At 70.6% G+C, this 25,682-nt stretch carries 21 protein-coding genes; 12 read left to right on the top strand and 9 right to left on the bottom strand.

Translation table 11 applies throughout. The features are described 5' to 3' along the window. Nucleotides 1-15: 15 nt before the first annotated feature. Nucleotides 16-1,401, top strand: coding sequence for a wax ester/triacylglycerol synthase family O-acyltransferase (locus tag JYA75_RS26005; protein WP_185713801.1), 1,386 nt, complete (start codon nt 16-18; stop codon nt 1,399-1,401). Here the strand turns inward: JYA75_RS26005 and JYA75_RS26000 are convergent. The 3 genes from JYA75_RS26000 to JYA75_RS25990 form a co-directional block, all read right to left on the bottom strand. Further along, a complete protein-coding gene (locus JYA75_RS26000; RefSeq protein ID WP_006946907.1) occupies nt 1,361-3,676 on the bottom strand; it encodes a DEAD/DEAH box helicase in 2,316 nt (771 codons plus the stop codon). The two genes, JYA75_RS26005 and JYA75_RS26000, sit on opposite strands and share 41 nt — an antisense overlap. A 122-nt stretch (nt 3,677-3,798) precedes the next feature. After that, nucleotides 3,799-4,221 carry an organic hydroperoxide resistance protein gene (locus tag JYA75_RS25995; RefSeq protein ID WP_050034692.1) on the bottom strand — a complete coding sequence of 141 codons (423 nt, stop codon included), beginning with the start codon at nt 4,219-4,221 and terminating at the stop codon, nt 3,799-3,801. Continuing rightward, a complete protein-coding gene (locus JYA75_RS25990) occupies nt 4,218-4,709 on the bottom strand; it encodes a MarR family transcriptional regulator (protein WP_029541744.1) in 492 nt (163 codons plus the stop codon). The genes JYA75_RS25995 and JYA75_RS25990 overlap by 4 nt, the downstream gene beginning before the upstream one ends. A gap of 149 nt (nt 4,710-4,858) precedes the next feature. On the opposite strand from JYA75_RS25990, the gene JYA75_RS25985 reads away from it, so the two are divergent. The 6 genes from JYA75_RS25985 to JYA75_RS25960 all read left to right on the top strand — a co-directional run bounded on the left by JYA75_RS25985 (nt 4,859) and on the right by JYA75_RS25960 (nt 14,063). Further along, entirely contained in the window at nt 4,859-7,285 is a 2,427-nt protein-coding gene (locus JYA75_RS25985; RefSeq protein ID WP_185713800.1) for an ATP-dependent Clp protease ATP-binding subunit, read from the top strand. Between the two features lie 326 nt (nt 7,286-7,611). After that, nucleotides 7,612-8,607 carry an MCE family protein gene (locus tag JYA75_RS25980; protein ID WP_006946898.1) on the top strand — a complete coding sequence of 332 codons (996 nt, stop codon included), beginning with the start codon at nt 7,612-7,614 and terminating at the stop codon, nt 8,605-8,607. Between the two features lie 365 nt (nt 8,608-8,972). Next, nucleotides 8,973-10,112, top strand: a complete 1,140-nt coding sequence (locus tag JYA75_RS25975) for a 3-oxoacyl-[acyl-carrier-protein] synthase III C-terminal domain-containing protein (RefSeq protein ID WP_239010498.1) — start codon at nt 8,973-8,975, stop codon at nt 10,110-10,112. Nucleotides 10,113-10,122: 10 nt separating this feature from the next. Next, nucleotides 10,123-10,638, top strand: coding sequence for an isoprenylcysteine carboxylmethyltransferase family protein (locus tag JYA75_RS25970; RefSeq protein WP_006946895.1), 516 nt, complete (start codon nt 10,123-10,125; stop codon nt 10,636-10,638). Then, complete coding sequence (locus tag JYA75_RS25965; RefSeq protein ID WP_168579256.1) at nt 10,631-11,647, top strand: NAD(P)/FAD-dependent oxidoreductase; 1,017 nt, start codon at nt 10,631-10,633, stop codon at nt 11,645-11,647. The genes JYA75_RS25970 and JYA75_RS25965 overlap by 8 nt, the downstream gene beginning before the upstream one ends. Nucleotides 11,648-11,684: 37 nt before the next feature. After that, nucleotides 11,685-14,063 carry an MMPL family transporter gene (locus JYA75_RS25960; RefSeq protein WP_203329519.1) on the top strand — a complete coding sequence of 793 codons (2,379 nt, stop codon included), beginning with the start codon at nt 11,685-11,687 and terminating at the stop codon, nt 14,061-14,063. Here JYA75_RS25960 and JYA75_RS25955 read toward each other — a convergent pair. Together JYA75_RS25955 and treS are read right to left on the bottom strand one after the other, a co-directional pair. Further along, nucleotides 14,029-15,426: a hypothetical protein gene (locus JYA75_RS25955; protein WP_029541761.1), complete on the bottom strand. Its 1,398-nt coding sequence runs from the start codon at nt 15,424-15,426 to the stop codon at nt 14,029-14,031. The two genes, JYA75_RS25960 and JYA75_RS25955, sit on opposite strands and share 35 nt — an antisense overlap. Continuing rightward, nucleotides 15,423-17,261, bottom strand: a complete 1,839-nt coding sequence (treS, locus tag JYA75_RS25950) for a maltose alpha-D-glucosyltransferase (protein WP_006946891.1) — start codon at nt 17,259-17,261, stop codon at nt 15,423-15,425. The genes JYA75_RS25955 and treS overlap by 4 nt, the downstream gene beginning before the upstream one ends. Nucleotides 17,262-17,566: 305 nt before the next feature. On the opposite strand from treS, the gene JYA75_RS25945 reads away from it, so the two are divergent. Further along, complete coding sequence (locus tag JYA75_RS25945) at nt 17,567-18,649, top strand: 3-deoxy-7-phosphoheptulonate synthase (protein ID WP_029541763.1); 1,083 nt, start codon at nt 17,567-17,569, stop codon at nt 18,647-18,649. A gap of 112 nt (nt 18,650-18,761) precedes the next feature. Further along, nucleotides 18,762-19,643: a glycosyltransferase family 2 protein gene (locus JYA75_RS25940; RefSeq protein WP_029541766.1), complete on the top strand. Its 882-nt coding sequence runs from the start codon at nt 18,762-18,764 to the stop codon at nt 19,641-19,643. A 75-nt stretch (nt 19,644-19,718) separates the two neighbouring features. On the opposite strand, the gene thpD is transcribed toward JYA75_RS25940, so the two are convergent. Continuing rightward, entirely contained in the window at nt 19,719-20,606 is an 888-nt protein-coding gene (gene thpD / locus JYA75_RS25935; protein ID WP_043799864.1) for an ectoine hydroxylase, read from the bottom strand. Between the two features lie 168 nt (nt 20,607-20,774). Here thpD and JYA75_RS25930 point away from each other — a divergent pair, with 168 nt between their 5' ends. Together JYA75_RS25930 and JYA75_RS25925 are read left to right on the top strand one after the other, a co-directional pair. Beyond that, complete coding sequence (locus tag JYA75_RS25930; protein WP_006931096.1) at nt 20,775-21,818, top strand: zinc-binding dehydrogenase; 1,044 nt, start codon at nt 20,775-20,777, stop codon at nt 21,816-21,818. A 30-nt stretch (nt 21,819-21,848) separates the two neighbouring features. Then, nucleotides 21,849-22,274 (top strand): VOC family protein, encoded by a 426-nt coding sequence (locus JYA75_RS25925; RefSeq protein ID WP_029541773.1) that lies wholly within the window; start codon nt 21,849-21,851, stop codon nt 22,272-22,274. A 10-nt stretch (nt 22,275-22,284) separates the two neighbouring features. Here JYA75_RS25925 and JYA75_RS25920 read toward each other — a convergent pair whose 3' ends face one another. Then, on the bottom strand, nt 22,285-23,283 hold the full coding sequence (locus JYA75_RS25920; protein WP_006931106.1) for an AraC family transcriptional regulator: 999 nt from the start codon (nt 23,281-23,283) through the stop codon (nt 22,285-22,287). 2 nt (nt 23,284-23,285) lie between these two features. Further along, on the bottom strand, nt 23,286-24,479 hold the full coding sequence (locus JYA75_RS25915; protein ID WP_203329518.1) for a pyridoxal phosphate-dependent aminotransferase: 1,194 nt from the start codon (nt 24,477-24,479) through the stop codon (nt 23,286-23,288). Nucleotides 24,480-24,596: 117 nt separating this feature from the next. Between JYA75_RS25915 and JYA75_RS25910 the strand changes: the two genes are divergently transcribed. After that, nucleotides 24,597-25,199 carry a carboxymuconolactone decarboxylase family protein gene (locus JYA75_RS25910; protein ID WP_006931110.1) on the top strand — a complete coding sequence of 201 codons (603 nt, stop codon included), beginning with the start codon at nt 24,597-24,599 and terminating at the stop codon, nt 25,197-25,199. On the opposite strand, the gene JYA75_RS25905 is transcribed toward JYA75_RS25910, so the two are convergent. After that, complete coding sequence (locus JYA75_RS25905; RefSeq protein ID WP_006931112.1) at nt 25,181-25,594, bottom strand: VOC family protein; 414 nt, start codon at nt 25,592-25,594, stop codon at nt 25,181-25,183. The two genes, JYA75_RS25910 and JYA75_RS25905, sit on opposite strands and share 19 nt — an antisense overlap. Nucleotides 25,595-25,682 lie beyond the last annotated feature (88 nt).

The following is a 25,682-nucleotide window of genomic DNA, read 5'->3' as shown; positions in this document are numbered from 1 at the left end:
CGCCACGATGGGGGAATGCAGGTGATGAGCCTTCCCGAGGCGCTGTTCGTGCTGCTCGAAACCTCGTCGCGTCCACTGCACCTCGGGGCTCTCGCGTTGTTCGAGCCCCCGCCGGATGCCGGGGACGACCATGCCCGTCGCATGTACGAGACCCTGCTCGCCCACGACGAGGTGGCGGATCCGCTGCGCCGGCGTCCGGTGCGGACGCTGCGCGGGGCCGGCTACCCGTGGTGGTCGCGTCCCGAGGACGTCGACCTGCGGTTTCACGTACGTCACACCGCCGTGCCCGGATCCGGTTCGATGGCCGACCTGCTGGCCCTCGTCTCCCGGATCCACGGCTCCCCGCTCGACCCGCTCCACCCGATGTGGGAGGTGTACGTCATCGAGGGACTCGAGGACGGGCGCACCGCGATGTACGCGAAGATCCACCTGTCCCTCGCCGACGGCCCGGCCGGCCTGCGCCTGCTGCACCGGAGCATGTCCACCGACCCCGGCGCCCGCGACTGCCCCGCGCCGTGGAGCCCGGAGGTGGTGGCCCCCCGGGCTCGGCTGTCGCCCCTTCCCACCTCGTGGCTGCGCGCCGGGCTCCGGGTCGGCGCGGAGGTGTTCGCGATGACCCCGGAGATCGGCAGGCTGGTCACGGAGGGCGTGCGCCGGCACCAGGTGGCGCTGCCGTGGCAGACGCCGCCCACGATGTTCAACGTCGCGGTGGGCCGGGGCCGGACCCTCGCGGCGCGCTCCTGGCCGATCGAGCGGCTCCACTCGGTTGCGACGTCGGCGGACACCACGATCGACGCGGTCGTGCTGACGATGTGCGCCGGCGGCCTGCGCGCGTATCTGTCCGAGCGGTACGCGCTCCCGGAGGCACCGCTGACCGCGATGCTCCCGGTGCCGATGAACCTCGGTGGCGCCGCGGTCGGTCCCGGCGGCCGCGAACCCGGCGTCGGAGCGATGGTGATCGGCCTGGCCACCGACGAACCCGATCCCGCGGTGCGGCTCGCCCGGATCGCCGACTCGCTCGTCCACACCGACCGGGTGGTCACCGCGCTGAGCGGAACCCAGTTCCTGATGCTCAGCGCGTTGTCGCTGAGCCCGCTCGCGCTCGAGCCGGTGCGGCGGTTCGTCGACGAGATCCCGCCGCCGTTCAACGTGCTGATCTCCTACCTGCCGGGACCTTCCCGCACCCGGTACTGGAACGGTGCGCGGCTGACCGGCATCTACCCCGTGCCGGCCGTGCTGAACGGGCAGGCACTGAGCATCACCCTCACCGGGAACGACGGCCGGCTCGATCTCGGGGTGGTCGGCGACCGCCACGCGGTGCCCGCCCTCGACCGGCTGGTCGAGCTCCTCGAGGGCGCGCTCACCGAACTGGAGAGCGCTGTGGGTACCCGGCCGCGGTGAAGCCGGCCGGCTCCACCGGGCACTCGCCCCTGCCGATCTGCCCGAGCAGGTCGAGGGTGCGCAGGTAGCGCCGGACGAGATCGCCCGCCGACAGATCCGACTCCGCCGCCTCGCGCAGGGCCGCGGACACGCCGTCGCCACGGGCCCACCGGTGGATCGCGCGCATCGCCACCGGATCCGGTTCGGGGCCCGCGGGCAGGCCGTGCCGGCGCTCCGCGTCGGACAGTTCCCGCCACAGCCGGACCGTCGCGCGGTACGCGGCGTCGACACCGGCCGTGGGGGCTCCGCCGCCGGGCGCCGGCCGTCGCGATTCGCCGAGCACACTCGACACGACGGCGGCCAGCTCGGCCGGATCGAGGCCCGCCCACACGCCGGTTCTCAGGCACTCGGCAACGAGAAGGTCGCTGCCGCAATAAATCCGGCCCAGCATCCGGCCGTGGTCGGTGGCCACCGCCTCGCCGGTGTACGGGTCGGACAGGATGTACCCGCGTTCGTCGAGCAGCCCGAGGACACGGTCGAACGTCTCCACGAGCCGGCCGGTGGCGGCGGCGACCTGCCCGCGCAGCACCTCGGTGTCGGCGGCCAGCGCGCGACGGCGCTCGGCGACGGTGATCAGGCGTTCCCGATCGGCGTGCCGGTGCCCGGGGTGCGAACGCACGGCCCGCGCGAGAGCGGTCACCGCGTCGGCGGTGCCGCTGGTGCGCGCCGCGGCCAGCCGCTCGCGCAACTGCTGGTACTCGGCGAAACCCTCGGCGTCCCCGAGTTCGTCGTCGAGCCGGTGGAGCGTCGCCGCGTTCGTCGTCGCCGCGGTGGCCAGCGCGGCCACCGAATGCTCCGCCTGGAACTGGGCGAAGGACCGGCCGAGCAGGTCCCGGGCTCCGGCGACGCCGAGCCGGTCGACGAGGTTGACAGCGGTGTTGTAGCCCACCCGCAGGGAGCTGTTCAGCGGGTAGGTGCGGGTGGAGGCGAGCCCCGCGACGGTGGCCGGCTGCACCTCCGGACTCCACAGCACGACCGCGTGGCCCTCCCGATCGATGCCGCGACGGCCGGCCCGTCCCGTCAACTGGGTGTACTCGCCGGCGGTGAGGCGGACCGGCCCGGCGGTGGTGTGCTTGACGAGGCGTTCGAGCACGACTGTCCGTGCGGGCATGTTGACGCCCACGGCGAGAGTCTCCGTGGCGAAGACGATCCGGACGAGGCCGAGGCCGAACAGCTCCTCCACGGCGTGCCGGAATACCGGCACCATGCCCGCGTGATGGGCGGCGAAGCCGCGTTCGAGTCCGTCGAGCCAGTCGGCGAATCCGAGCGCGTCGAGGTCGGCGGGGGAGAGGCCGGCGGTGTGCCGGTCGACGATGCGGCGGATGCGGGTGACGTCGGCGGCCTCGGTGAGCCGCAGCGACGAGCGCAGGCATTCGGCGACGGCCTCGTCGCAGCCGCTGCGGCTGAAGCGGAACCAGATCGCCGGCAGCAGCGACTCGGCCTCGAGCCGCGCGACGAGCTCGGGCCGGTCGACGCCGGCCGGGCCGGGCGTGGCCGTGCGGCGGCGCCGGCGACGCGACGGGACGGCGGGGGCGGCGTCGACGAGCTGGCGATGCGCGACGTACCGCACGAGGTTCTCGTCGATCGCACCGGTGGTGGGGGAGAACAGGTCGAACAGCCGACCACCGGCGAGCACGTGCTGGTGCAGCGGAACCGGCCGCGTCTCTTCGACGACGACGGTGGTCGCGCCGCGGACCCGGCCCAGCCAGGCACCGAACTCCTCGGCGTTGCTGACCGTCGCGGACAGGCTCACCAGGCGCACGGTGCCGGGTAGATAGAGGATGGCCTCCTCCCACACCGCGCCGCGCTCGCGGTCGGCGAGGTAGTGGACCTCGTCCATCACGACGTGGGTGAGCCCGTCGAGGAGGGGCGAGCGGCCGTGCAGCATGCTGCGCAGCACCTCGGTCGTCATGACGACCACGGGTGCGTGCGGGTCGACCGAGACGTCTCCGGTGAGCAGGCCGACCCGCTCGTCCCCGAGTTGCGCGGCGAGGTCGGCGTGCTTCTGGTTGCTCAGGGCCTTGATGGGCGTCGTGTAGAAGCACTTGCCGCCGGCGGCGAGCGCCAGGTGCACCGCGAACTCGCCGACGATCGTCTTGCCGGCGCCGGTGGGGGCACAGACGAGCACGTCCCGGCCCTCGTCGAGAGCGCGACAGGCGCGGACCTGGAAGTCGTCGAGCGTGAAGCCGAGTCCCGCGGTGAACTGCGCGAGCCGCGGCCCGTCCTGCCTGCACACGCAATCCACGCTACGCGTGCCTGGGGACGGACCGCGGCGAGCCGCGCGAGAGTGACCGCGGCGAGCCGCGCAGGTGTGACCGCGGCGAGCCGCGCAGGTGTGACCGCGGCGAGCCGCGCGGGTCAGTCCTCGGTGACCTCGAGGTCGACCTCGATGTTGCCGCGGGTGGCGTTCGAGTACGGGCACACCTGGTGGGCCTTCTCGGTCAGTTCGAGGGCCTGGGCGCGCGGCACGTGGGGCAGCGACACCTCGAGCGTGACCTTCAGGCCGAAGCCGCCGCCGTCGGTGCGGCCGATGCCGACGCGTGCTCCGACCGCCGAGTCGGCGACGTCGGCCTTGTCCTGCCGGGCGACGAGCTGCAGCGCCGAGTGGAAGCAGGCGGCGTATCCCGCGGCGAAGAGCTGCTCGGGATTGGTGCCCTCGCCGGTGCCGCCCATTTCGGTGGGGATGGCGAGGCCCAGGTCGAGCTTGCCGTCGGAGGTCCGGGCGCGGCCGTTGCGACCCTCTCCGGTGGCGAGTGCTTCGGCGGTGTAGAGCACGTTCATGGCTTCTCCTGTGGGGTGGCGGGATGGGGATCGGGTGTTTCGGGGCGGTGCAGCGCCTCGGTCATGCGGTGGAGCGTGTCGCGAAGGGCGGCCAGCTCGTCGGCCGCGAGGCCGCTCGCGCGGGCCATGCGCGCGGGGATGTCCTCGGCGCGGGCGCGCAGCTCGCGCCCGGCCTCGGTGAGGTGGATCTGCACGCGGCGCTCGTCGCTGCTCTGCCGCCGGCGTTCGAGCAGTCCGGCGCTCTCGAGCCGCTTGAGGAGCGGGGAGAGGGTGCCGGTGTCGAGGTCGAGGGCGTCGCACAGGTCGCGGACGCCGCGGCCGCCGTGGTCCCCGCGGCTTTCCTGTTCCCACAGGGCCAGGAGTACGAGGTACTGCGGGTAGGTGACGCCGAGCCGGTCGAGCATGCCGCGGTAGGCGGCGGTGGTGGCCCGGGAGGCGGAGTAGAGCGCGAAGCAGACCTGCCGGTCGAGCGCGAGATCGTCGGACACGAGAAATAAAGTAGCGCACCGCTATGTTGTGCACAACTGAAATTCGGGCCCCTGGGGTATGGCGCACATCACATCATCTGTGGAATTGACAGGGGACTCGACACGTTAGTTGAGTGAGAAAGACTCAAGTCCGAGAGAGAGGCTTCGGAATGCCGGCATTCTTCGGGCCTGGTGGCCCTGGGCGTATCGACATCACCCGCTACCTGAGCCGTGGCACCCAGGAACTCATGGCCGCTGCGGCCCGATTCGCCGCCGAACGCGGCGACACGGACCTCGACGCGCTCCACGTCCTGCACGTGATGGCGGAGCAGGACCCGGTCCGGTCGGTCATGACCCGCGCCGGGGCCGATCCCGCCGAGGTCCTGGCCGCGGTGGAGCAACGGCTCCCGCAGGAACAGACCCGCACCGCGGTCACCGCTCCCGCCCTCACCGGCGCGATCAAGACGGTGCTGCTCGAGGCGCACCAGCTCACGCGCGCCCTCGGCGCGACCTACATCGAACCCCAGCACCTGTTCGTGGCCCTCGCCGCCGACCAGGAACACGGGGTCGGAGGGCTGCTCGTCTCGGCCGGGATCACCGCTCAGTCGCTCCAGGCCGCCCTGCAGCCCGCCGCGCCCGCCGAGGCGGCGCAGGAGCAGTCCGCCACCCCCACCCTGGACAAGTACGGCGTAGACCTGACCGAGCGTGCCCGCGGCGGCGGCATCGACCCCGTCATCGGCCGTGCCGACGAGATCGAGCAGACCGTCGAGATCCTCTCCCGCCGCACCAAGAACAACCCGGTTCTGGTCGGTGAGGCCGGTGTCGGCAAGACCGCGATCGTCGAGGGTCTGGCCCAGCGCGTCGTCGACGGCGACGTCCCGGACAGCCTGCGCGGCAAACGGATCGTGCAGCTCGACCTGACCGGTATGGTCGCCGGCACCCGGTACCGCGGCGACTTCGAGGAGCGGCTGACCAAGGTGCTCGACGAGATCGCCGCGCACTCGGACGAGCTGATCGTCTTCGTCGACGAGATCCACACCGTCGTCGGCGCGGGCGGCGGCAACGAAGGCGCGATGGATGCCGGCAACATTCTCAAGCCCAAGCTCGCCCGCGGGGAACTGCACATCGTCGGCGCCACCACGCTCGACGAGTACCGCAAGCACATCGAGAAGGATCCGGCGCTCGAGCGCCGCTTCCAGCCGGTCACCGTCGGCGAACCCGGCCACGACGACGCGGTCGCGATCCTGCGCGGCCTGCGGGACCGCTACGCCGAACACCACGGTGTGCGGTATACCGACGACGCGCTCGACGCCGCGGTGGACCTGTCGGTGCGGTACCTGCCGGACCGGCACCTGCCGGACAAGGCGATCGACCTGATCGACCAGGCCGGTGCCCGGCTGCGGCTGCGCTCACCGCGCGTCGATGAGACGGCGTTGCGCGAGCAGCTGGCCCGGCTCGAGGCCGACAAGGACCGGGCCGTCGCGGCGGAACGCTACGAGCAGGCCTCGCGACTGCGCGACCAGATCACCGAGGTGCAGGCCCGTCTCGATGCCGGCGCCCCCGCCGGTGCCGAGGTGCCCGAGGTGACCGCGGAACTGATCGCCGAGGTCGTCTCCCGCGCCACCGGCATCCCGGCGACGCGGATGACCCAGGCGGAGAAGGAGCGGCTGCGCGGCCTCGAGGACGAACTGCACCGGCGCGTCGTCGGGCAGGACGAGGCCGTCCGGGCCGTGGCCCGGGCCGTGCGTCGCAGCCGCGCCGGCATGAGCGATCCGCATCGGCCGGTCGGCAGCTTCCTGTTCCTGGGTCCCACCGGCGTCGGCAAGACCGAGCTGGCGAAGGCGCTGGCGGAGGTGCTGTTCGGCGACGAGCGCAAGATGCTGCGGGTGGACATGAGCGAGTTCGGCGAGCGGCACACGGTCAGCCGTCTCGTGGGGGCGCCCCCGGGCTACGTCGGCTACGGCGAGGCGGGTCAGCTCACCGAGCAGGTGCGGCGCAACCCGTACTCGGTCGTGCTGCTCGACGAGATCGAGAAGGCGCACCCGGACGTGTTCAACACCCTGCTGCAGGTGCTCGACGACGGCCGGCTCACCGACGGCCAGGGCCGCACGGTCGACTTCACCAACACCGTGGTGATCATGACCAGCAACCTCGGCTCGGACATCATCTCGAGCCGCGGCGGGGCGCTGGGCTTCAGCACCGGGGACGCCGAGGCGGCCGAGAAGCCGCTGCGGGACCGGGTGATGGGCCGTCTGCGCGAGTCGATGCGGCCGGAGTTCCTCAATCGCATCGACGAGATCGTGATCTTCCGCAAGCTCGACACCGAGCAGCTGCACCGGATCACCGACCTGCTGTTGGACGACAGCCGCAAGCGACTGCACGCCAAGGGAATCGAGATCGAGTTCACCGAGGCCGCCGTCGACTGGATTGCCGAGCACGGCCACCAGCCGGAGTTCGGGGCGCGGCCGTTGCGCCGGTCCATCCAGCGCGCCGTGGACGACCGCATCGCCGACCTGCTGCTCGACGACGTGCTCGTCGAGGGTGGGCAGGTCCGAGTCGACGTCGCCGACGACGAACTGGACCTGATGGTGCGCTGACGCTGCCACCGACGCGCAAGGACGCGGGGCGGTGACCGGAACCGGTCACCGCCCCGCGCTCTGCGCAACGGGTCCACCGTCCGCGGCTCGTCGTCGAGCCCGGCTCCGACCGGGCGTCGGCGACGCGGCCCTGTTTCGCCGGCCCCTGCGGCATTTGTCCGTTGTCCGGGCGCGCAACTTGTCACCCGCAGTGACAGTGATCACACTGACTGGGCAGCGGTCTGCGATCCCGTGCGGGCCCAGGGTCGCAACGAAGGAGCCGCCCAGGTGGATGTGCAGCAGGGGGAGACGCGGATCGCGGTCGACGAGGAGGAGTTGCAGACGCCATGGCCGAACCTCGCAGCCCGGCCGCGGTGGGGGCCCTCGCCATCCTCGTGATGCTGCTGGCGACGCTGGCGGTCTTCTCCTTCGATTCGCTACCGCTCCTGGGAGCCGGCGCCCTCTACCGTGCCGAGTTCACCGAAGCAGCGGGCCTGAGACCCGGCAACGAAGTCCGGATCGCCGGTGTCAAGGTCGGCAAGGTCATGTCGGTCGAACTCGAAGGCGACCACGTCGAGGTGACGTTCGGAGCCAAGGACGCGTGGATCGGTGACAACACCTCCGCCTCCATACAGATCAAGACGATCCTGGGGCAGAAGTACCTGGCCCTCGACCCCCGTGGCTCCGAGGTCCTGAATCCGCGGGAGGTGATCCCACGCGACCGCACCACGTCTCCCTACGACGTGCTCGAGGCCTTCTCGGCGGCGGCACAGACCATCGGGGAGATCGACTCCACCCAACTCGCCCAGAGCCTGACGGTGTTGTCCCAGGCATTCGACAACACCTCCGACGACATCCGCGCCTCCCTCGACGGCGTCACCCGACTCTCACAGACCATCGCGAGCCGCGACCGAGAATTGCGCAGACTGCTCGACGCGACCGAGCACACCACAGGGGTGCTGGCCGACCGCAATGCCGAATTCACTCAACTGATCACCGACGCCGGACTGCTCATCGGGGAACTGAACAGCCGGCAGCAGGCGATCTCCCAGCTGCTCACCGGAACCCAGCGCCTGTCCCGGCAACTGACCGGACTCGTGCGCGACAACGAAGCCACCATCGGACCGGCACTCGAACAACTCCGCGGCGTCGTGCAGATCCTCGACGCCCGCAACGACGACCTGAACCGGGCGCTGGAGCTGTACTACCCCTTCATCCGCATGTACACGAACATCATCGGCAACGGGCGCTGGTTCGAGGGAGTCATCGTGAATCTCACCCCGCCCGGGTTGCCGGATATTTCGGCGCCGCGCAGTCCCATTCGCACGATGGAAGGCAATTGACCGGCAGACGTCGCATGAGGCCGCAGCGCAGACAGGTCACGCCGCTTCGCCCGCACCGCCACCGGCCCACCTCCGCTCGCCGACACGGGACTTGCACATCCGAGCAGTTGCACCGGCATCCCCAACCGAGAGATGATCGTTCGGTCCGGCGCCCACGTCCCATAGCGGCCGCACGCTCCGAAGACGTGGCCCCGGCGGCGGGACGCCGTTCCGGGTTCCGAACCGGACGTCCCCGCGCTCCCGGCTCTCACCCCAGGGTCACACTTCTCACCCCTAGGGTGGCTATCGAGGCTCCCGATCCCGGACAAGTGTCGAGCTGGGTAAGTGGCGCGGCGCCACAAGCCGCGCGATGCGAGGAGTCACTCATGAGCATCGTCAACCTGCAGGCAGACCCCCGGGCCGGTCCGGGGCAGCGCTCCACACCGAAACCCCTCGTCGAGGGGACGACGCTGGCGGGGGTGTGCGGCGTCGTACCACCGCACCGTTACGCTCAGGCCGAGCTCACCAAGATGTTCGCCGACTACTGCCTCGGCGAGGACGGCGACATCAGGTTGCTGCAGCGGCTGCACGCCAATGCCGAGGTCCGGACGCGACACCTGGTGCGCCCGCTCGAGCGCTATCCGGAGCTGCACGACTTCGACGATTGCAACAACACGTTCATCGAAGGTGCGATCGAGTTGGGTGCGGCCGCCGTGACCGGCGCGCTCGCCCAGTCCGGGATTCGACCCGACGAGGTGGACTTGATCATGTCCACCACGGTCACCGGTGTCGCCGCCCCGTCGATGGAGGCCCGGATCGCGTATCGGGTCGGGCTGCGACCCGACGTCAAACGGGTGCCGATCTTCGGGCTCGGGTGCGTTGCCGGTGCGGCGGGAACAGCGCGTCTGTACGACTATCTGCTCGGGCACCCCGACGACGTGGCCGTCCTGCTGTCCGTGGAACTGTGTTCGCTGACGGTGCAGCGCAACGATCACTCCATCGCCAATCTCGTGGCGACCGGGCTGTTCGGCGACGGTGCGGCAGCGGTGGCCGCCGTCGGCGCCCGGCGCGCCGAACGGACCCGGGCGCGCGGGCCCCGGGTGATCGCGTCGCGCAGCCACCTGTACCCGGACACCGAGCGGACCATGGGGTGGGATGTGGGGTCGAGCGGCCTGAAGATCGTCCTCGATGCCCAGGTGCCCGCCGTGATCGAAAAGTACCTCGGTGCGGACGTCCGCTCGTTCCTGGCCGAACACGGATTGCGGACGGACGACATCACCGCATGGGTCTGCCATCCGGGAGGGCCGAGGGTGATCCGCGCGGTCGAGTCCGAGCTCGGTCTGTCGTCGCAGGCGTTGGAGATGACCCGCCGGTCGCTGGCCGCGGTGGGGAACCTGTCCTCGTCGTCGGTCCTGCACGTGCTGCGGGACACGCTCGAACAGCGCCCCCCGGAACCGGGAACTCCGGGGCTCATGATGGCCATGGGGCCGGGGTTCTGCTCCGAACTCGTCCTCCTCGAGTGGTAGCGCGGACGCCATGTTCTATCTCCTGCTCGTCGCCGCGGTCGCCACGGAGCGGCTTGCCGAGCTGGTGGTGTCCCGGCGGAACCTGGCGTGGAGCATGGAGCGCGGGGGCCGGGAGAGCGGCCGCGGACACTATCCGGTGATGGCGTCACTGCACGCGGGGCTGCTGGCCGGATGCCTGATCGAGACGTTCGGCGTCGGCCGCCGGTACGTGCCGGCTCTCGGCCGGCCGATGCTGGCACTCGTCCTGGCGTCGCAGTGCCTGAGATGGTGGTGCATCCTCACCCTCGGACACCGCTGGAACACCCGCATCGTGATCGTGCCCGGATTGCCCCTGATCCGCCGTGGGCCGTACCGCCGGCTCCGGCACCCCAACTACGTGGCCGTCGTCGTCGAGGGTGCGGCACTGCCGCTCGTCCACTCCGCGTGGGTGACCGCGGTGACCTTCACTGCGCTCGATGCCGTGGTACTTCGGGTGCGGATCCGCGCCGAGAACGCCGCCCTGCGCGAACTGGTGCGCGATGCATGACCTGATCGTCGTCGGCGCCGGCCCCGCGGGGCTGGCCACGGCCCTGTATTCCGCCCGGGCCGGCCTCGATACGGTCGTGATCGAGTCGAGGCCGTCGCCGATCGACAAGGCCTGCGGGGAGGGTCTGATGCCGGGCGCGGTCGCCTGCCTGCGCGAACTCGGTGTGCCGGTCGACGGACATCCCCTCCGGGGGATCCGGTACACGGACGGGCACTGCCGGGCCGAGGCCGGCTTCCGCGACGGCCACGGCTTGGGGGTGCGCCGCACCGATCTGCAGGCAGCATTGCAGTCCGAGGTCGTGACACGAGGTGTTCCGGTGCTGCAGCGCCGGGTCTCCGAGATCACGCAGGATGCCCGGTGCGTGACGGCCGCAGGCGCCACGGCGCGGTACCTCGTCGCGGCCGACGGGCTGCACTCCGCCATCCGACGGCAGCTGGGCCTGGACCGCCCACCGTCCGGTCACCACAGGTGGGGGCTACGCCGGCACTTCGAGGTGGCCCCATGGACCGACTTCGTGGAAGTGCATTGGGCCCGCGACCGCGAGGCCTACGTCACCCCGGTCGGTCCCCGCCTCGTCGGCGTGGCGCTGCTCTCCGCTACCCGCGGGTCGTTCGCCCGGCAGCTGGCCGAATTCCCCGCCCTTGCCCAGCGGCTCCCCGACACCGCGGCGACCGCCGTCCGGGGGGCGGGACCGATGCGTCAGGACGCCAGGGCCCGCGTCGCGGGCCGTGTGCTGCTCGTCGGTGACGCGGCCGGATACGTGGACGCGATCACCGGCGAAGGCATCGACGTCGCTCTGAAATGCGCACGCGCCCTTGTGCAGTGCCTCGAATGCGGGCAACCGGCACGCTACGAACGGGCATGGTCGCGGGCGTCGCGGCGCTCACGCCTGCTGACCTCCTCCCTGCTGTGGGCGCGTCGGCAACCCCGCCTCGGCCCTGTCATCGTGCCGCTGGCTGCGCGGTCACCACGCCTGTTCGCTGCCGCCGTCCATCAGGTCGCACGATGACGATGTCGACGTCCCCGACCCGGCCTCCGCCACGGCCATGACCCGCTGGGCCGCATTTCTTCTCGCACGCCGGTGGCTCGTGCTGATCGTGACCGTCACCGCGCTGGTGCTCGGCGGCGCATGGGGGCTGGGGGTCTTCCCCCATCTGAGGTTCGAGGGCTTCCTCGACGACGGGAGCGAAGCCGCGCACGTCACGCACCAGGTGGAGGAGCACCTCGGCCGCCGGGAGCCGGACATCGTCGCCATCTACACCGCCCCACCCGGGCAGAGCATCGACGACATCGGACCCGAGGTGGCCGGGCACCTCGCCGCTCTCGATCGCACCCGGGTCGAGCGCGTCGACACCTACTGGACGGTGCCCGTGGTCGAGAAACCGTACTTGCGCTCCGCCGATGGCACCCGAGCGCTCGCGACGGTGACCCTGCAGCATTCCGGGTCGGGTGATCGGCCGCCGTACCACGATCTGCTGTCCGTGCTGCAGGTTCCCGGAGTCGACACCCAGCTGACCGGCAAGACCGTGGTCGACGATTCGTTCAACACACAACTGAAGACCGACCTCGTCGTCGCCGAGTCGGTGTCGCTTCCGCTGACCCTGATTCTGCTGGTGATGATCTTCGGCGGACTGACCGCCGCGGCGGTGCCGGTTCTCGTCGCCGCGCTGTCGGTGCTCAGCGCGCTCGGGACGCTTCGGCTGCTGACCATGTTCACCGAGGTCAATGCCTTTGCCCTCAACGTCACCTCTCTTCTGTGTCTCGGTCTGGCCATCGATTACGGACTGTTCATCGTCAGCCGGTTCCGGGAAGAACTCCGCTCCGGCGCCTCGCCGAACGACGCGGTTCGGCGGACCGTTCTCACCGCGGGCCGCACCGTGTGCTTTTCCGCGCTGCTGCTCGTATGTGCCTTCGCCGGAATGCTCGTCTTTCCCCAGGAGGTGATCCGGTCGCTGGGTTTGGGCGCCATCTCGGCCGCCCTCAGCGCGGCCCTGCTGTCCTTGACCGCCGTGCCCGCGGCCCTGGCCGTTCTGGGTGCCCGGATCAACAGTCTGACCTGGCGCCGCGGGGCGGTCGAGCGCGGCGAGGTGCGAGCCCACCGATTCTGGGGAGCCGTCGCCGACCGGGTGATGCGCCATCCGCTGCGCGTCGCAGTCCCGATCACCCTCGTGCTGGTGGTGTTCGCGGCCCCGGTCCTTCTGACGCGGTTCGGCTCGATCAGCTACACCTCGCTGCCGCCCGGCAATCCGGTTCGCGCGGCCACCGAACAGCTGGTCCAGGAATTTCGGTCACCTGGTGGCGACATCACCGTCCTGGTGCACGGAACAGCCGGCTCGCCCCCGCCCCTGCATGCGAGCCTCGGGTTCGTGGCACAGGCCGATGCCGTCGACGGGGTCACCGGGGCGCAGCCCATCGCCACGACCTCGGATTTCACCGTCATCTCCGCGGCGGTGACCGACCGATCGGACGTCGAGCGCGCGAACGCGGCCGTCGCAGCACTGCGCGAGCTGGCGCCGCCGGCAGGAACCCGGATCGAGGTCGGCGGACCGTTCGCCCTCGAGGCCGACAACAATCACGCGATCACCGAGGCGCTGCCCACCATGATCGCCGTCATGGTGGGCGCGACACTGCTGCTGCTGTTCCTGGCCTTCGGCACGGTGGTGCTGCCGGTCAAGGCGGTCGCCATGGCGGGACTGAGCCTCGGGGCGACCTTCGGGCTGCTGACCTGGATCTTCCAGGAAGGACACGGCGCCGGTCTCATCGGCGTGGCTCCGGAGCCCGTCCAGCCCACCCTGGTCGTGTTGATCCTCGCCGTCGTGTTCGGCCTGTCGACCGATTACGAGATCTTCCTGATGTCGCGGATGGTCGAAGCGCATGCTGCGGGGGCGTCGACCGAGACGGCGGTGCACACCGGTACCGCCCTCACCGGTCGTGTCGTCACCTGCGCCGCGCTGATACTCGGTACGGTCACCGCGGCCTTCGCGCTCTCCCCGATGACGATCATGCGGTTCATCGGACTGGGAATGATCTTCGCCCTCGTCATCGACGCCACGCTGGTCCGCATGCTGCTGGTTCCCTCACTGATCAAGCTGATGGGCGACGCGAACTGGTGGGCGCCGGCACCCCTGGCACGCCTGCACCGACGCATCGTGCACGGATGGTCCGAGGGCCCGGGCCCGCGCCACCGGGCCACCGCGAGAGGCCGGTCGACACCCGCCGCGGGCCGGCACCGGTCCTCCGTGGACCTGCGCCGACCACGCCGGAAAGGGTCCTCCCCGGACCGGGGGGCGGCCGCGATCGACCCGGTCCACCGGCCGCATCGGGGCGGACTCGACGACCCGGCACCCTCGGGTGAGGATCCCCTGGCGGATACCACCGACGGCCACAGCCCTACGTCGCCTGCACCAGCCGACGGATCGCGTTGAGCGGCAGCCGGATCCACTGTGGCCGGTGGCGGGCCTCGTAGACCACCTCGTAAACGGCCTTGTCCAGTTCGTACGCGCGCAGCAGCGCGGCCGACTCGCGCGGATCCGCGCCGGACGCGCCCGCATAGCCGTCGCAGAACGCGGCGGAGTTGCGCTGCGCCCATTCCTGCGCCCGGAACTCGCGTTGCGCGGCGGCAGCCTCCGACGTCGCATCGTGCAGGGAGTGGTGGGCCGCGTAGTCGAACGAGCGGAGCATCCCCGCCACGTCGCGCAGGGCGCTGTCCGGTTCCCGCCGTTCGTCGAGGGACTTGGCGGGCTCGCCCTCGAAATCGATGAGCAGCCAGTGTTCCGGGGTGCGCAGCACCTGCCCGAGGTGCAGGTCCCCGTGGACCCGCTGCACCGTGGTCGTGCCGGTGGCCGCCGCCTCCGCCAACCGCTCCCGCACCGCCGGGGCGAATTCCGCCAGTTCCGGTACGACGGCACCGGCCGCGTCCAGGCGGCGCAGCATGCCGTCGACGATCTCGCCGACGGGTCGCTGCGACGTCCCGAGGGACTGCGCCAGCAGCGCGTGCACCTCGGCCACGGCCGCGCCCATCCGCTGCGATTCGCCGGCGAAGTCCGTGCCCACCTCGTCCGCCCGCAGGTCGGCCTCGAGCAGCAGGTCCCGCACGCTGCCCAGAGCCATCGACCAGCCGTCGGCGGAGTTGGCCGCGAAGTCCTGCACCATCGCCAGCGTCGTGCGCACGCCGCCGATCTCGGCGTCGATCCACGCGCGCACGGGGGCGACCGACCGGCAGCCCGCCTCGCCGAGCGCGAGGTGCAGTTCCACGTCGGGGTTGACGCCCGGAGTGATCCGGCGGAAGAGCTTGAGCAGCAACTGCTCGCCCAGCACGACGGAGGTGTTGGACTGCTCGGCGCTGAGCGCCCGCCCGCGCAGTCCCTCCTCGATGACCGTGCCGGGCACGGTGTGCAGCTCGACCGGGCCATACACCTGCCCGGTAGCGATCGAGTGCGCGTACAGGTCGATGATCTCCTGGTCGCGCAGGCCGTCGTAGGCGTGGGGGCGGTCGTCGCCGCTCCCGTCGGGCCGCGGCAGCGCCCAGGGTGCCAGCTCGTCGGGCAGGTGCGGGCGATACCCGAGCGGCACCTGGTAGATCTGCTCGGCGCCGGATTCGAACTCGACGGTCACCAGCAGGTGGTCCGCTCCGAACGCGGGGGTGTCGGTGAGCGGTTCCCGCAGCATGATCCGGACGGCGGCGACGGTTCTGCCCTTGGCGGCGAACCAACGCTGGTGGGGAAGCCACTCGGCCAGCAGGGCCTCGAGCTCCGCATCGGAGTAGTGCTGCACGTTCGGATCCCTCATGGCTGCACCGCCGCCTCGGCTTCGCTGCTCACCGGATGTTCGCCGACGCCTTCCCTCGTCGGATCGGGCTGCAGCGCGAACCAATAGAAACCGTGACCGGGCAGGGTGATCATGTACCCCTCCTCCGTGATCGGTGGGAACGGGACGGAACCGGTGAGCTCCACCGGAATCCACCCTGCGAACCGGGACAGGTCCAGGATGACGGCCTGGGGATACCGGGATAGGTTGTTCACACACAGGATGACGTCGCTGTAGTTGCGGTCCGGGCCGAGCGGCATCTCCCGCAGGTACGACAGGACGGCCGGGTTGGCGCTGCCCAATTCGGTGAAGGCGGCCTTGCCGAACGCCGGATGCTGCTTGCGGACCTGGATCATCCGGCGCGTCCAGTGCAGCAGCGTGTTCGTCGAGTTCATCTGCCGCTCGACGTTCACGGACTGGTAGCCGTAGGTCGGATCCATGATCGTCGGCAGGTACAGCCGCGCGGGGTCCGCCCGCGAGAAGCCCGCGTTGCGGTCGGGTGTCCACTGCATCGGCGTGCGCACGGCGTCGCGGTCGCCGAGCCAGATGTTGTCGCCCATCCCGATCTCGTCGCCGTAGTAGAGCACCGGCGAGCCGGGCAGGCTCAACAGCAGAGCCGTGAACAGCTCGAGCTGGTTGCGGTCGTTCTCGAGCAGCGGGGCCAGCCGGCGCCGGATGCCGATGTTCGCCCGCATCCGCGGGTCGGTGACGTACTCGGCATACATGTAGTCACGTTCTTCGTCCGTGACCATCTCGAGGGTCAGCTCGTCGTGGTTGCGCAGGAAGATGCCCCACTGCGCACTGCTCGGAATCGGCGGTGTCTGGGCGAGGATCTCGGAGATGGGGAACCGGTTCTGGCGCCGCACCGCCATGAAGATGCGCGGCATGAGCGGGAAGTGGAACGCCATGTGGCACTCGTCGCCGACCTCCGGCTCGCCGAAGTACTCCACCACGTCGCTGGGCCACTGGTTCGCCTCCGCCAGCAGCACCCGGCCCGGATACTCCGCGTCGATCACCGCGCGGCACTTCTTCAGGAACGCGTGTGTCTCGGGCAGGTTCTCGCAGTTGGTGCCCTCGCGCTCGAACAGGTAGGGCACCGCGTCCAGCCGGAACCCGTCGATCCCCAGGTCGAGCCAGAAGCGCAGGACGTCGATCATCGCGTCCTGCACCTCGGGATTGTCGTAGTTCAGGTCCGGCTGGTGCGAGAAGAACCGGTGCCAGTAGTACTGCTTGCGCACCGGATCCCACGTCCAGTTGGAGGATTCGGTGTCGACGAAGATGATGCGCGCATCCGGGTAGCGCTCGTCGGTGTCGGACCACACGTAGAAGTCGCCGTACGGGCCGTCCGGGTCCGTACGCGACTCCTGGAACCACGCGTGCGTGTCGGACGTGTGGTTCATGACCAGGTCGGTGATCACGCGGATACCGCGCTTGTGCGCCTCGTCGAGGAACGTGACGAAGTCGTCGACGGTGCCGAACTCCGGGAGCACCGCCCGGAAGTCCCGGATGTCGTACCCGCCGTCGCGCAGCGGGGAGTCGTAGAACGGTGGCAGCCAGATACAGTCGGCGCCCAGCCAGGCGATGTAGTCGAGCTTCTCGGTCAGCCCGCGCAGATCACCCGTCCCGTCGTGGTTCGAGTCGTTGAAGGCGCGCACCAGGACCTCGTAGAACACCGCGGTCTTGAACCAGTCGGGATCCACCGCGAGGTTTCTGGCATGGGAGAAGTCCTCGGACTGGGCCTCGACGAGATGGCCGTCGGCTGTGTGTTCCGGTTCGTTCGACCGGTCCCTGGACTCGTGTGAACCTTCGAGCGGCATAACACCTCGGCGATCGTCTCGGCGGTACGGGCAGTGTTCTCGGTTCGTTCCGATCGTAGGGGGGTCGGCGCCGTCGCGCTGGCAATGCGGACTCGCCCCGGGCCCCCGATGTGCACCCCCGCGGGGGCTCGGGTAGGGTGTCCGTCATGCAGCGTGCATATTTCTGGTTTAGCAGGCCGGCCCGGGGTGGGTCGGTCGGCGTAACCGCGCGCTGACTTCTTCCACCTACGAGCCGGACACGGACCGGCTCGCTGGGATCTTTCAGGTTCAGCCAGGGTCGGCCCGGGAACAGGAACCGAACCCCGATGACCACCAGCACCTCCATCTCCACCGCGAATCTCGACGAACAGCGGACCGTGCGGATCAGCCCGCTCGTCGCCCCGGCCGTCGTCCGCGGCGAGCACGCCCCCGACGAGGTGGCCGCCGCCACTGTGCGCTCGGGCCGCGCCGACACCGTGGCGATCCTCGACGGCACCGACGACCGGCTGCTCGTCGTGGTCGGGCCGTGCTCGGTGCACGACCCCGCCGCCGCGATGGACTACGCGCGCCGCCTCGCCGCCAAGGCCGACGATCTGCGCGACGACCTGCACGTGGTGATGCGGGTGTACTTCGAGAAGCCGCGCACCACCCTCGGGTGGAAGGGCCTGCTCAACGACCCGCACCTCGACGGCACCTACGACATCAACACCGGTCTGCGCATCGGCCGCAAGCTGCTGCTCGACGTGTCCGGCCTCGGACTGCCGGTCGGGTGCGAGTTCCTCGACCCGATCCTGCCGCAGTACTACGCGGATCTGGTCACCTACGGCGCGATCGGGGCCCGCACCGCGGCCAGCCAGGTGCACCGGCAACTGTGCAGCGCACTGTCCATGCCGGTCGGCATCAAGAACTCCACCGAGGGTGACGTGCAGGTGGCCGTCGACGGCACCCGCGCCGCCGCCGCGAGCCACGTGTTCCCCGGCACCGATCTCGACGGGCAGGCCGCGCTCATCGAGACCGTCGGCAACCCCGACTGCCACGTCATCCTGCGCGGCGGTTCCGCCGGCCCCAACTACGACGCCGGGACGGTCGCCGACACCATGGCCCGCCTGCGCAAGGCCGGTCTGCCCGAGCGCGTCGTGATCGACGCGAGCCACGGCAACAGCAGCAAGAACCACGAGAAGCAGGTCGACGTCGTCACCGACATCGCCGAGCGGCTCGTCGCGGGCGAGAAGGGCATCGTCGGTGTGATGCTGGAGAGCTTCCTCGCGGCGGGCCGTCAGGACCTGACCCTGGGCCGGTCCGACGAGCTCGAGTACGGCAAGTCGATCACCGACGCGTGCCTCGACTGGGCCACCACGGCCGACCAGCTCGACCGGCTGGCCGACGCGGTGCGCCGCCGGCGCGCCTGAGGCCCGCGGCGCCCCTGACGCCGGTGCCGGGAACCGTTTCGGGGGATGTCCCGGAACGGTTCCCGCCCGCGGCGCCCCGCGGCGCGCGGCCGGTCGCGGTAGCGTCGGAGGCATGCATCAGCACACGCTGTCGGTGGTCGTGCCGGCGTACAACGAGGAACGCTACATCGGTCCGTGTCTGGCGGCGCTGTTGGAGCAGGAAGCGGACATCCGCGAAATCGTGGTAGTGGACAACAATTCGACGGACAGGACGGGCGAGATCGTCGACGCGATCGCCGAGCGGTCTCCGATCGTCCGCCGGATCGTCGAGCCCCGCCCCGGCGTCGCATTCGCCCGCAATGCCGGATTCGACTCGGCGACAGGAGATCTCCTCGGCCGGATCGACGCCGACACGCGGGTGCGGCCCGGATGGGCCCGCGCGATCCTCGACTTCTTCGCGCGTGCAGACACCGAGAGCGTCGGTGCCGTCAGCGGACTCAGCAACTCCTACGACTCGCCGTACCGGGAGCTCAAGCGCCGGTATATCGAGCAGCGCGTGCGCAAGGGCTTCTTCGGCGGTGAGCGCCGCATCGACAACCTGCACGGTGCCAACATGGCCGTGCGCCGGTCGGCCTGGCAGCGCGTCCGCGACGCGGTCAGCACGGATGCCGGGATCCACGAAGACCTCGACCTGGCCCTGTGCCTGCGCGAGGCCGACATCGAGATCGCCCAGCTCTCCGAGCTGTTCGTCGACATCTCCCCACGGCGTGCGCTGACGCCGCCGCGGGAGTACACCAAGTACATCCGCTCCGGAACCGCCACGTTCGAACTGCATGGCCGGATGAATCCGGTGCTTCGCCGAATCCTGCGGGCGCACTGGGCGTTCCACGTGCTCGTGTATCTGGCCTACCGGCCCTACGATCCGGAGCTGGGCCGGTTCACGCTCACCCGGCTGCTGCGCACACCGCGTGCCCGCACGCTGCCGATCGACGTGGCGGACACCGCCCGCGTGTGAGCGCCGCGATGCGGGGTGCGCCCGGCCCGCGCCGGTCGCACCCCGCGTCCGTTCGTGTCAGCACGTCCGTTCGGGTCAGTGCAGGGGAGTGAAGTCCCGGCTGCCGAGGTAGTCCGGCCGCCGGCGCGGCGCCGAGAACGGCTCGACGAGCGCGTTCTCGACACTGTTGAACACCACGAACAGATTCGACCGGGGGAACGGGGTGATGTTGCCGTTCGAGCCGTGCATGCAGTTCGCGTCGAACACCGTGGCCGAACCGGCCGAGCCGGTGAACGTGGCGATGCCGTGCTCGGCGGCCATCGAGGTCAGCGTGTCCTCGTCGGGCGAACCGGTGGGGGGCACGTGCGTGACGAGGGACTGCCGGTAGTAGTCGTCGGGGGTGGTACCGGCGCACGAGACGAAGGTCCGGTGCGAACCGGGCATGATCATCAAACCGCCGTTGTAACCGTAGTTCTCGGTCAGCGCGACGGAGATGCTCAGCGCCCGCGGACGCGGCATCCCGTCCTCGGCGTGCCAGGTCTCGAAATCGGAGTGCCAGTAGAACGGTCCGCCGCGGAATCCCGGCTTGACGTTCAGCCTCGATTGGTGGATGTAGACCGCCGAGCCGAGGAGTTGGCGGGCGATTCCGGCGATCTCCGGTCGCCGGACGATCTCGGCGACCGTGCCGGAGAGGCGGTGCACGTCGAACACGGAGCGCACGTCCCCGCTTCCCGCCTCCCGCACGACCCGCTCGTCGTCGGCCAGATCCCGGCCCAGACGTGCCGTCTCGTCGAGCAGATTTCCGACGTCGTGCGCCGGCAGGAGCGCGTCGACGGTGTGGAACCCGCGCCGGTCGTACTCGGCGACGGCCGGGGCGTCCAGCGGCCCCGTTGCCGATCCCCACACCACCGGATCCGGCCGGGACACGCTCACGCAGTTCGTGCGGTTCCGGGTCGGGTAGTCGTCGATGACGGCCGTCTGCATTGTTGCGAATCACCCTCTCGAAGTCGATGACGGTTCCTTCCGACGCTCTCACCCACCGTGGGCGGATGCAACCCGTCGCGGAGATCCGCGGCACAAACATGCGCAACGCCGCATGCGCCGGGAGTAGGGTCGCCCCTGGCTGCCGCCGCACAACAGGATGAGGGGATCATGACCGAGACGATGCGCGCCGCGCGTTTTCATGCGGACACCAGAACCAATGTGCTGGAAGATGTTCCGATTCCGTCGCCGGGCCCCGGCGAGGTGCTCGTCAAGGTCGCCTTCTGCGGCATCTGCCACTCGGACCTGAGCCTGCTCGACGGCACCTTCCCGGCCCTGCTGCCGGTGGTCACCCAGGGCCACGAAGCCGCCGGGATCATCGCGGCCGTCGGGGACGGCGTGACCGGGTGGGAGGTCGGGGACCGCGTCGTGCCCTCGGCCGGACGACCGTGCATGCAGTGCCGCAAGTGCCGGCGCGGCGACCTGACCAACTGCCTGAACATCCAGTTGATGGCCTTCGCGTACGACGGCGCCTGGGCCGAGTACACCGTCGCACAGGCGGGCGGTCTCACCCTCGTGCCCGACAACGTCCCGCTCGAGCAGGCGGCGATCCTCGCCGACGCGGTGTCCACGCCGTTCGGCGCCGTCGTGCGCACCGGGCAGGTGCAGGTGGGCGAGGCCGTCGGCGTGTGGGGGGTCGGCGGAGTGGGCACCCACATCGTGCAGCTCGCCCGGCTGATCGGTGCCGTGCCGGTCCTCGCGTTCGACATCAACCCCGCGGTGCGGGAGCGGGCCCTCGAACTCGGCGCCGACTATGCGTTCGACTCCCGCGACCCGGACCTGGTGCAGAGGGTCGCCGAGGCGACCGGCGGGAAGATGCTCGACGTGGCCTTCGACTCGGCGGGCGTGAAGGCCACCTTCGACCAGGCCCTGCAGTGCGTGATGACGGGTGGCCGCGTCGTGGTCGTCGGGCTGAGCGGGCAGGAGGCCTCCCTGGGCCCCACCGCCACGTTCGGACTGTCGCGCAAGCACGTGATGGGCCACCTCGGCTACAAGAATGTCGACATCGAAACGCTCGCCGCGCTCGTCTCCCGCGGCCGCCTGGACATCTCCCGCTCGATCAGCGAGATCGTGCCGCTGGAGAACATCGCCGAGGGCATCGAGAAGCTGCACAACCACATCGGGGATCCGATCCGGATCCTCGTTCAGCCCTGACCTGTCGGAGTCTCGTCGTACCGTCGCCGCATGGGTTACGAATTCCAGGTGACGGTCGATTCCGACAGCCCGCACACGCTGGCGAAATGGTGGGCGGCCGCGCTGGGCTGGCGGGTGGAGCCGAGCAACGAGGACTTCATCCGCGGCCTGGTCGCGGCCGGCCACGCCCGCGAGGACGACACCGAGATCTTCGAGGGCGTCCTGGTCTGGAAGGCGGGCGCCGCGATCTCCGATCCCGAGGTGCCCGCGCGTCCGCGCGTGCTCTTCCAGCGGGTGCCCGAGGGCAAGACGGTGAAGAACCGGCTGCACTTCGACATCCGGGCCGGGGAGGAACGTGAGGCGCTCGCCGGGCGGCTCGTCGAGGCGGGCGCGACCGTCCTGCACCGGGGCCGGCAGGGGCCGAGCGAGTGGATCACCATGACCGACCCGGAGGGCAACGAGTTCTGCGTCGGGTGAACCGGCGGACCTACCGATACGCGCGCGGGGTCTTGCCCGTCCATCGCTTGAAGGCACGCCGGAACGCGCTCGGCTCGGAGAAGCCGAGGCGGGCCGACAGCGCGTCCACCGGTTCGCCGCGGCGCAGACCGGCGATCGCCGTGTCGCGCAGCACCTCCTCGCGCAACTGCCCGAGCGAGGTGCCCTCCTGCCGGAGCAGGCGCCGCAGATGCGGTGCGCTCACCGACAGCATCTCCGCGACTTCCTCGGCGGTCGCCGTGCGTCCCTCGATGCCCGACTCGAAGATCCGCCGCACCTGCGACGCGGCGGTGGAGTCGTAGTCGCGTTCCGACATCATCAGATTCGGCGATTCGCGCAGATAGTCCTCGAGCGTCTCCTCGGTCTGGACGATGGGCGACCGCAGTGCCGCGTTGTCGATTTCGAGCGCTGCCCCGTCGGCGTCGAAGGTGACCGGCACCCCGAAGATCGCGTCGTAGTTCTTCGCGAGCACCGGATCGGGCTCGCCGTAGGGAACCGTGACCGACGCCAGCCGTACTCGTCCGCCGACGAGCCAGGCCGCGAAGCGGTGCAGCAGGATGAGCAGGAAATCGATGATGACGCGGGTCTTGTCGTCGCACGGCTCCGGCAGCACCACCTCGAGCCGGGTCGTCTGCGGGCCCGGCGTCAGCCGCAGTCTCGGCAGCGTCGGCAGCACGCGGTTGACCTCGATCATCCGTTCGAGGGCCTGGGCGAGGTCCCGGCAGTGGATCAGCGTCAGGCACATCACGCGGAAGGTGCCGCGGGGCACCGGCCCCGGCCCGAGGCCGAACAACTCGTCACCGGTGAGCTCCCAGGTCTTCTGCGTGAACCGGGTGACCTGTTCGGGGGTGAGGCGCGCGTGCGGGTGCGCGAGCACCGCGCGACTGATCCGGGCCGCGTCCAGGGCCGGGGCCAGATCCACGCCGTTCGCCGCGGCGAGAACCACCGAGCGGCGCACGAAGTCGGAGGGAATGGTGGCGGGGGCGGTCATGTTCAGCCGTGCTCCCGCAGGCTGCGCAGCCGCCGGACGCCCTCGAGGAGGACGTCGTCGCGCTTGCAGAACGCGAAGCGCACCAGATGGTTCCACTGCTGGGGGTCGTCGACGAAGGCGCTGACCGGGACCGCGGCCACCCCGATGCGTTCGGGCAGGGTCCGGCAGAAGGCGACACCGTCCGTCGCGCCGAACGGGGTGATGTCCGCGCACACGAAATACGTGCCGGCCGAGTCCAACACACCGAATCCGGCGTCGGCGAGGGCGCCGGAGAGCAGGTCGCGCCTGCGCTGCAGATCGTCGCGCTGGGCGGCGATCCACGGCTGCTCGTGGGTCAGCGCGTACGCGACGGCGGGCTGGAACGGCGCCCCGGCGACGAACGACATGAACTGTTTCGCCGCGCGCACCCCGTCGATCAGTTCGCGGGGGCCGAGCGCCCATCCGATCTTCCAGCCGGTGACGTTGAACGTCTTCGCGGCGCTGGACACGGTGACGGTGCGTTCGGCCATGCCGGGCAGCGACGCGAGCGGGCGGTGCCGGCGGCCGTCGAACACCAGGTGCTCGTACACCTCGTCGGACAGCACCAGCAGGTCCCGCTCGCAGGCCAGTGCCGCGACCGCGGCGAGCGCCGCGTCGTCGTAGACCGTGCCCGTCGGGTTGTGCGGGGTGTTGACCACGAGCATGCGGGTGCGCTCGGTGACCGCGGCGCGCAGCGCGTCCACGTCCAGGACGAACCCGGACCCCGCGCGGGCGAGCGGCACCGTGCGGCGGCTCGCCCCCGCCAGCGCCACGGACGCGGCGTAGGAGTCGTAGTAGGGCTCGGTGAGCAGCACCTCGTCGCTGGGTTCGACGAGACCGAGGATGGCGGCGCTGATCGCCTCGGTGGCGCCGACGGTGACGAGGACCTCGGTGTCGGGGTCGTGCTCGAGCCCGTACCGGGCGGCGCGGTCCGCCGCGATCGCCCGGCGCAACTCGGGTGTGCCCGGCCCGGGCGGGTACTGGTTGACGCCGTCGGCGATGGCCTGGCGCGCGACGTCCAGCATCGCGCGGGGGCCGTCCGTGTCGGGAAAACCCTGGCCGAGGTTCACGGCGTCGTGCGTAACGGCCAGGGCGGTCATCTCGGCGAAGATCGTGGACGCGAACGGGCGCAGCCTGCGGACGGTGCGGACCCGATGTGAGGACGCGATTTCTGCCATTTCTGCAGCTTAGCCGCGCCCTTCCCGGCCTCCGGCAGCGGTCGTGTCACATCCGGCGGGGCTGTCTCGTCCAAAGGATGAACGGTCCCGCTCGGGACCCGAGGAACGGAGAAGGTCATGGCGCGCATTCCCGCGGTGACACCGGCCGAGGCCGGCGTCACGACGAAGATCGCCTACCGGGTGGCCCGGCGCCGCTTCGGGGAGGTGCCCGAGCCGTTCGCCGTCTACGCCCACCATCCGGCGTTGATGCGGGCGAGCGCCGTGCACGAGATGCTCGTCGAGCGCGCCTCGACGGTGCTGCCGGCGCACGTCCGCGAGCTCGCGGTGTACCGGGTGGCCTGGAGCGTCGGGTGCTCCTGGTGCGTCGACTTCGGCGCGATGCTGCAGCGGCTCGACGGACTCGACGTGGACCGCCTCGAGCACATCGCCGACTACGCGACCTCCGACGCCTACAGCGACGACGAGCGTGCGGCGATCGCGTACGCCGACGCGATGACGGGAGCCGGCGGTGCGGCCGTCGCGGTGACGGACGAGCAGGTCGCCGACCTCGAGCGTCGCTTCGGGCGGGCCGGGGTGGTGGAACTGACGTACCAGATCGCGCTCGAGAACATGCGGGCCCGGATGAACTCGGCCCTGGGCATCCACGAGCAGGGTTTCAGCACCGACGCGTGCCGGGTGCCGTGGCTGCAGGACGACGCGGCTCAGGGCAGCACGAGCTGACCGATGGGACCCGGATTCCAGGCGATCTCCCACCGGAATCCGTCGGGGTCCGCGAAATACCCTGTGTAGCCGCCCCACTCACGTTCGACCGCGTCGGAGACCGGATCGGCTCCGGCGCGGCGGGCGGTGTCCAGCACCCGGTCGACGTCCGCTCGGTCGGCGACGTTGTGGGCGAGCGTCACGGGCGGGACGCCGCCCCGCTGCACGGGGCCGACCTCGGCCGCGAACTGCCGTTCGTCCCACAGGGACAGGACGAGGTGCGGGCCGACCTGGATCATCACCACCTCGCCGGGGACGTCGACGACCGGGGTCCAGCCGAGTCCGTCGACGTAGAAGCGCCGGGTGCGCTCGAGGTCGGCGACGGCGAGAGTGACGAAGCTCAGTCGTTGCTCCATGGCCGAAGCCTAGGCGTGTCCGTCCCGGACACGCGAGTGCGGATGGGCGACACTGTTCGTGGTGTCTCGTTCGCGGACCCGACCGCGG

The organism is Rhodococcus sp. PSBB066, from assembly GCF_017068255.1.
In the GTDB taxonomy this organism is placed as follows: Bacteria; Actinomycetota; Actinomycetes; order Mycobacteriales; family Mycobacteriaceae; genus Rhodococcus; species Rhodococcus aetherivorans.
Note: the sequence above shows the minus strand (reverse complement) of the source record. Positions and strands in the feature narration are given on the sequence as shown.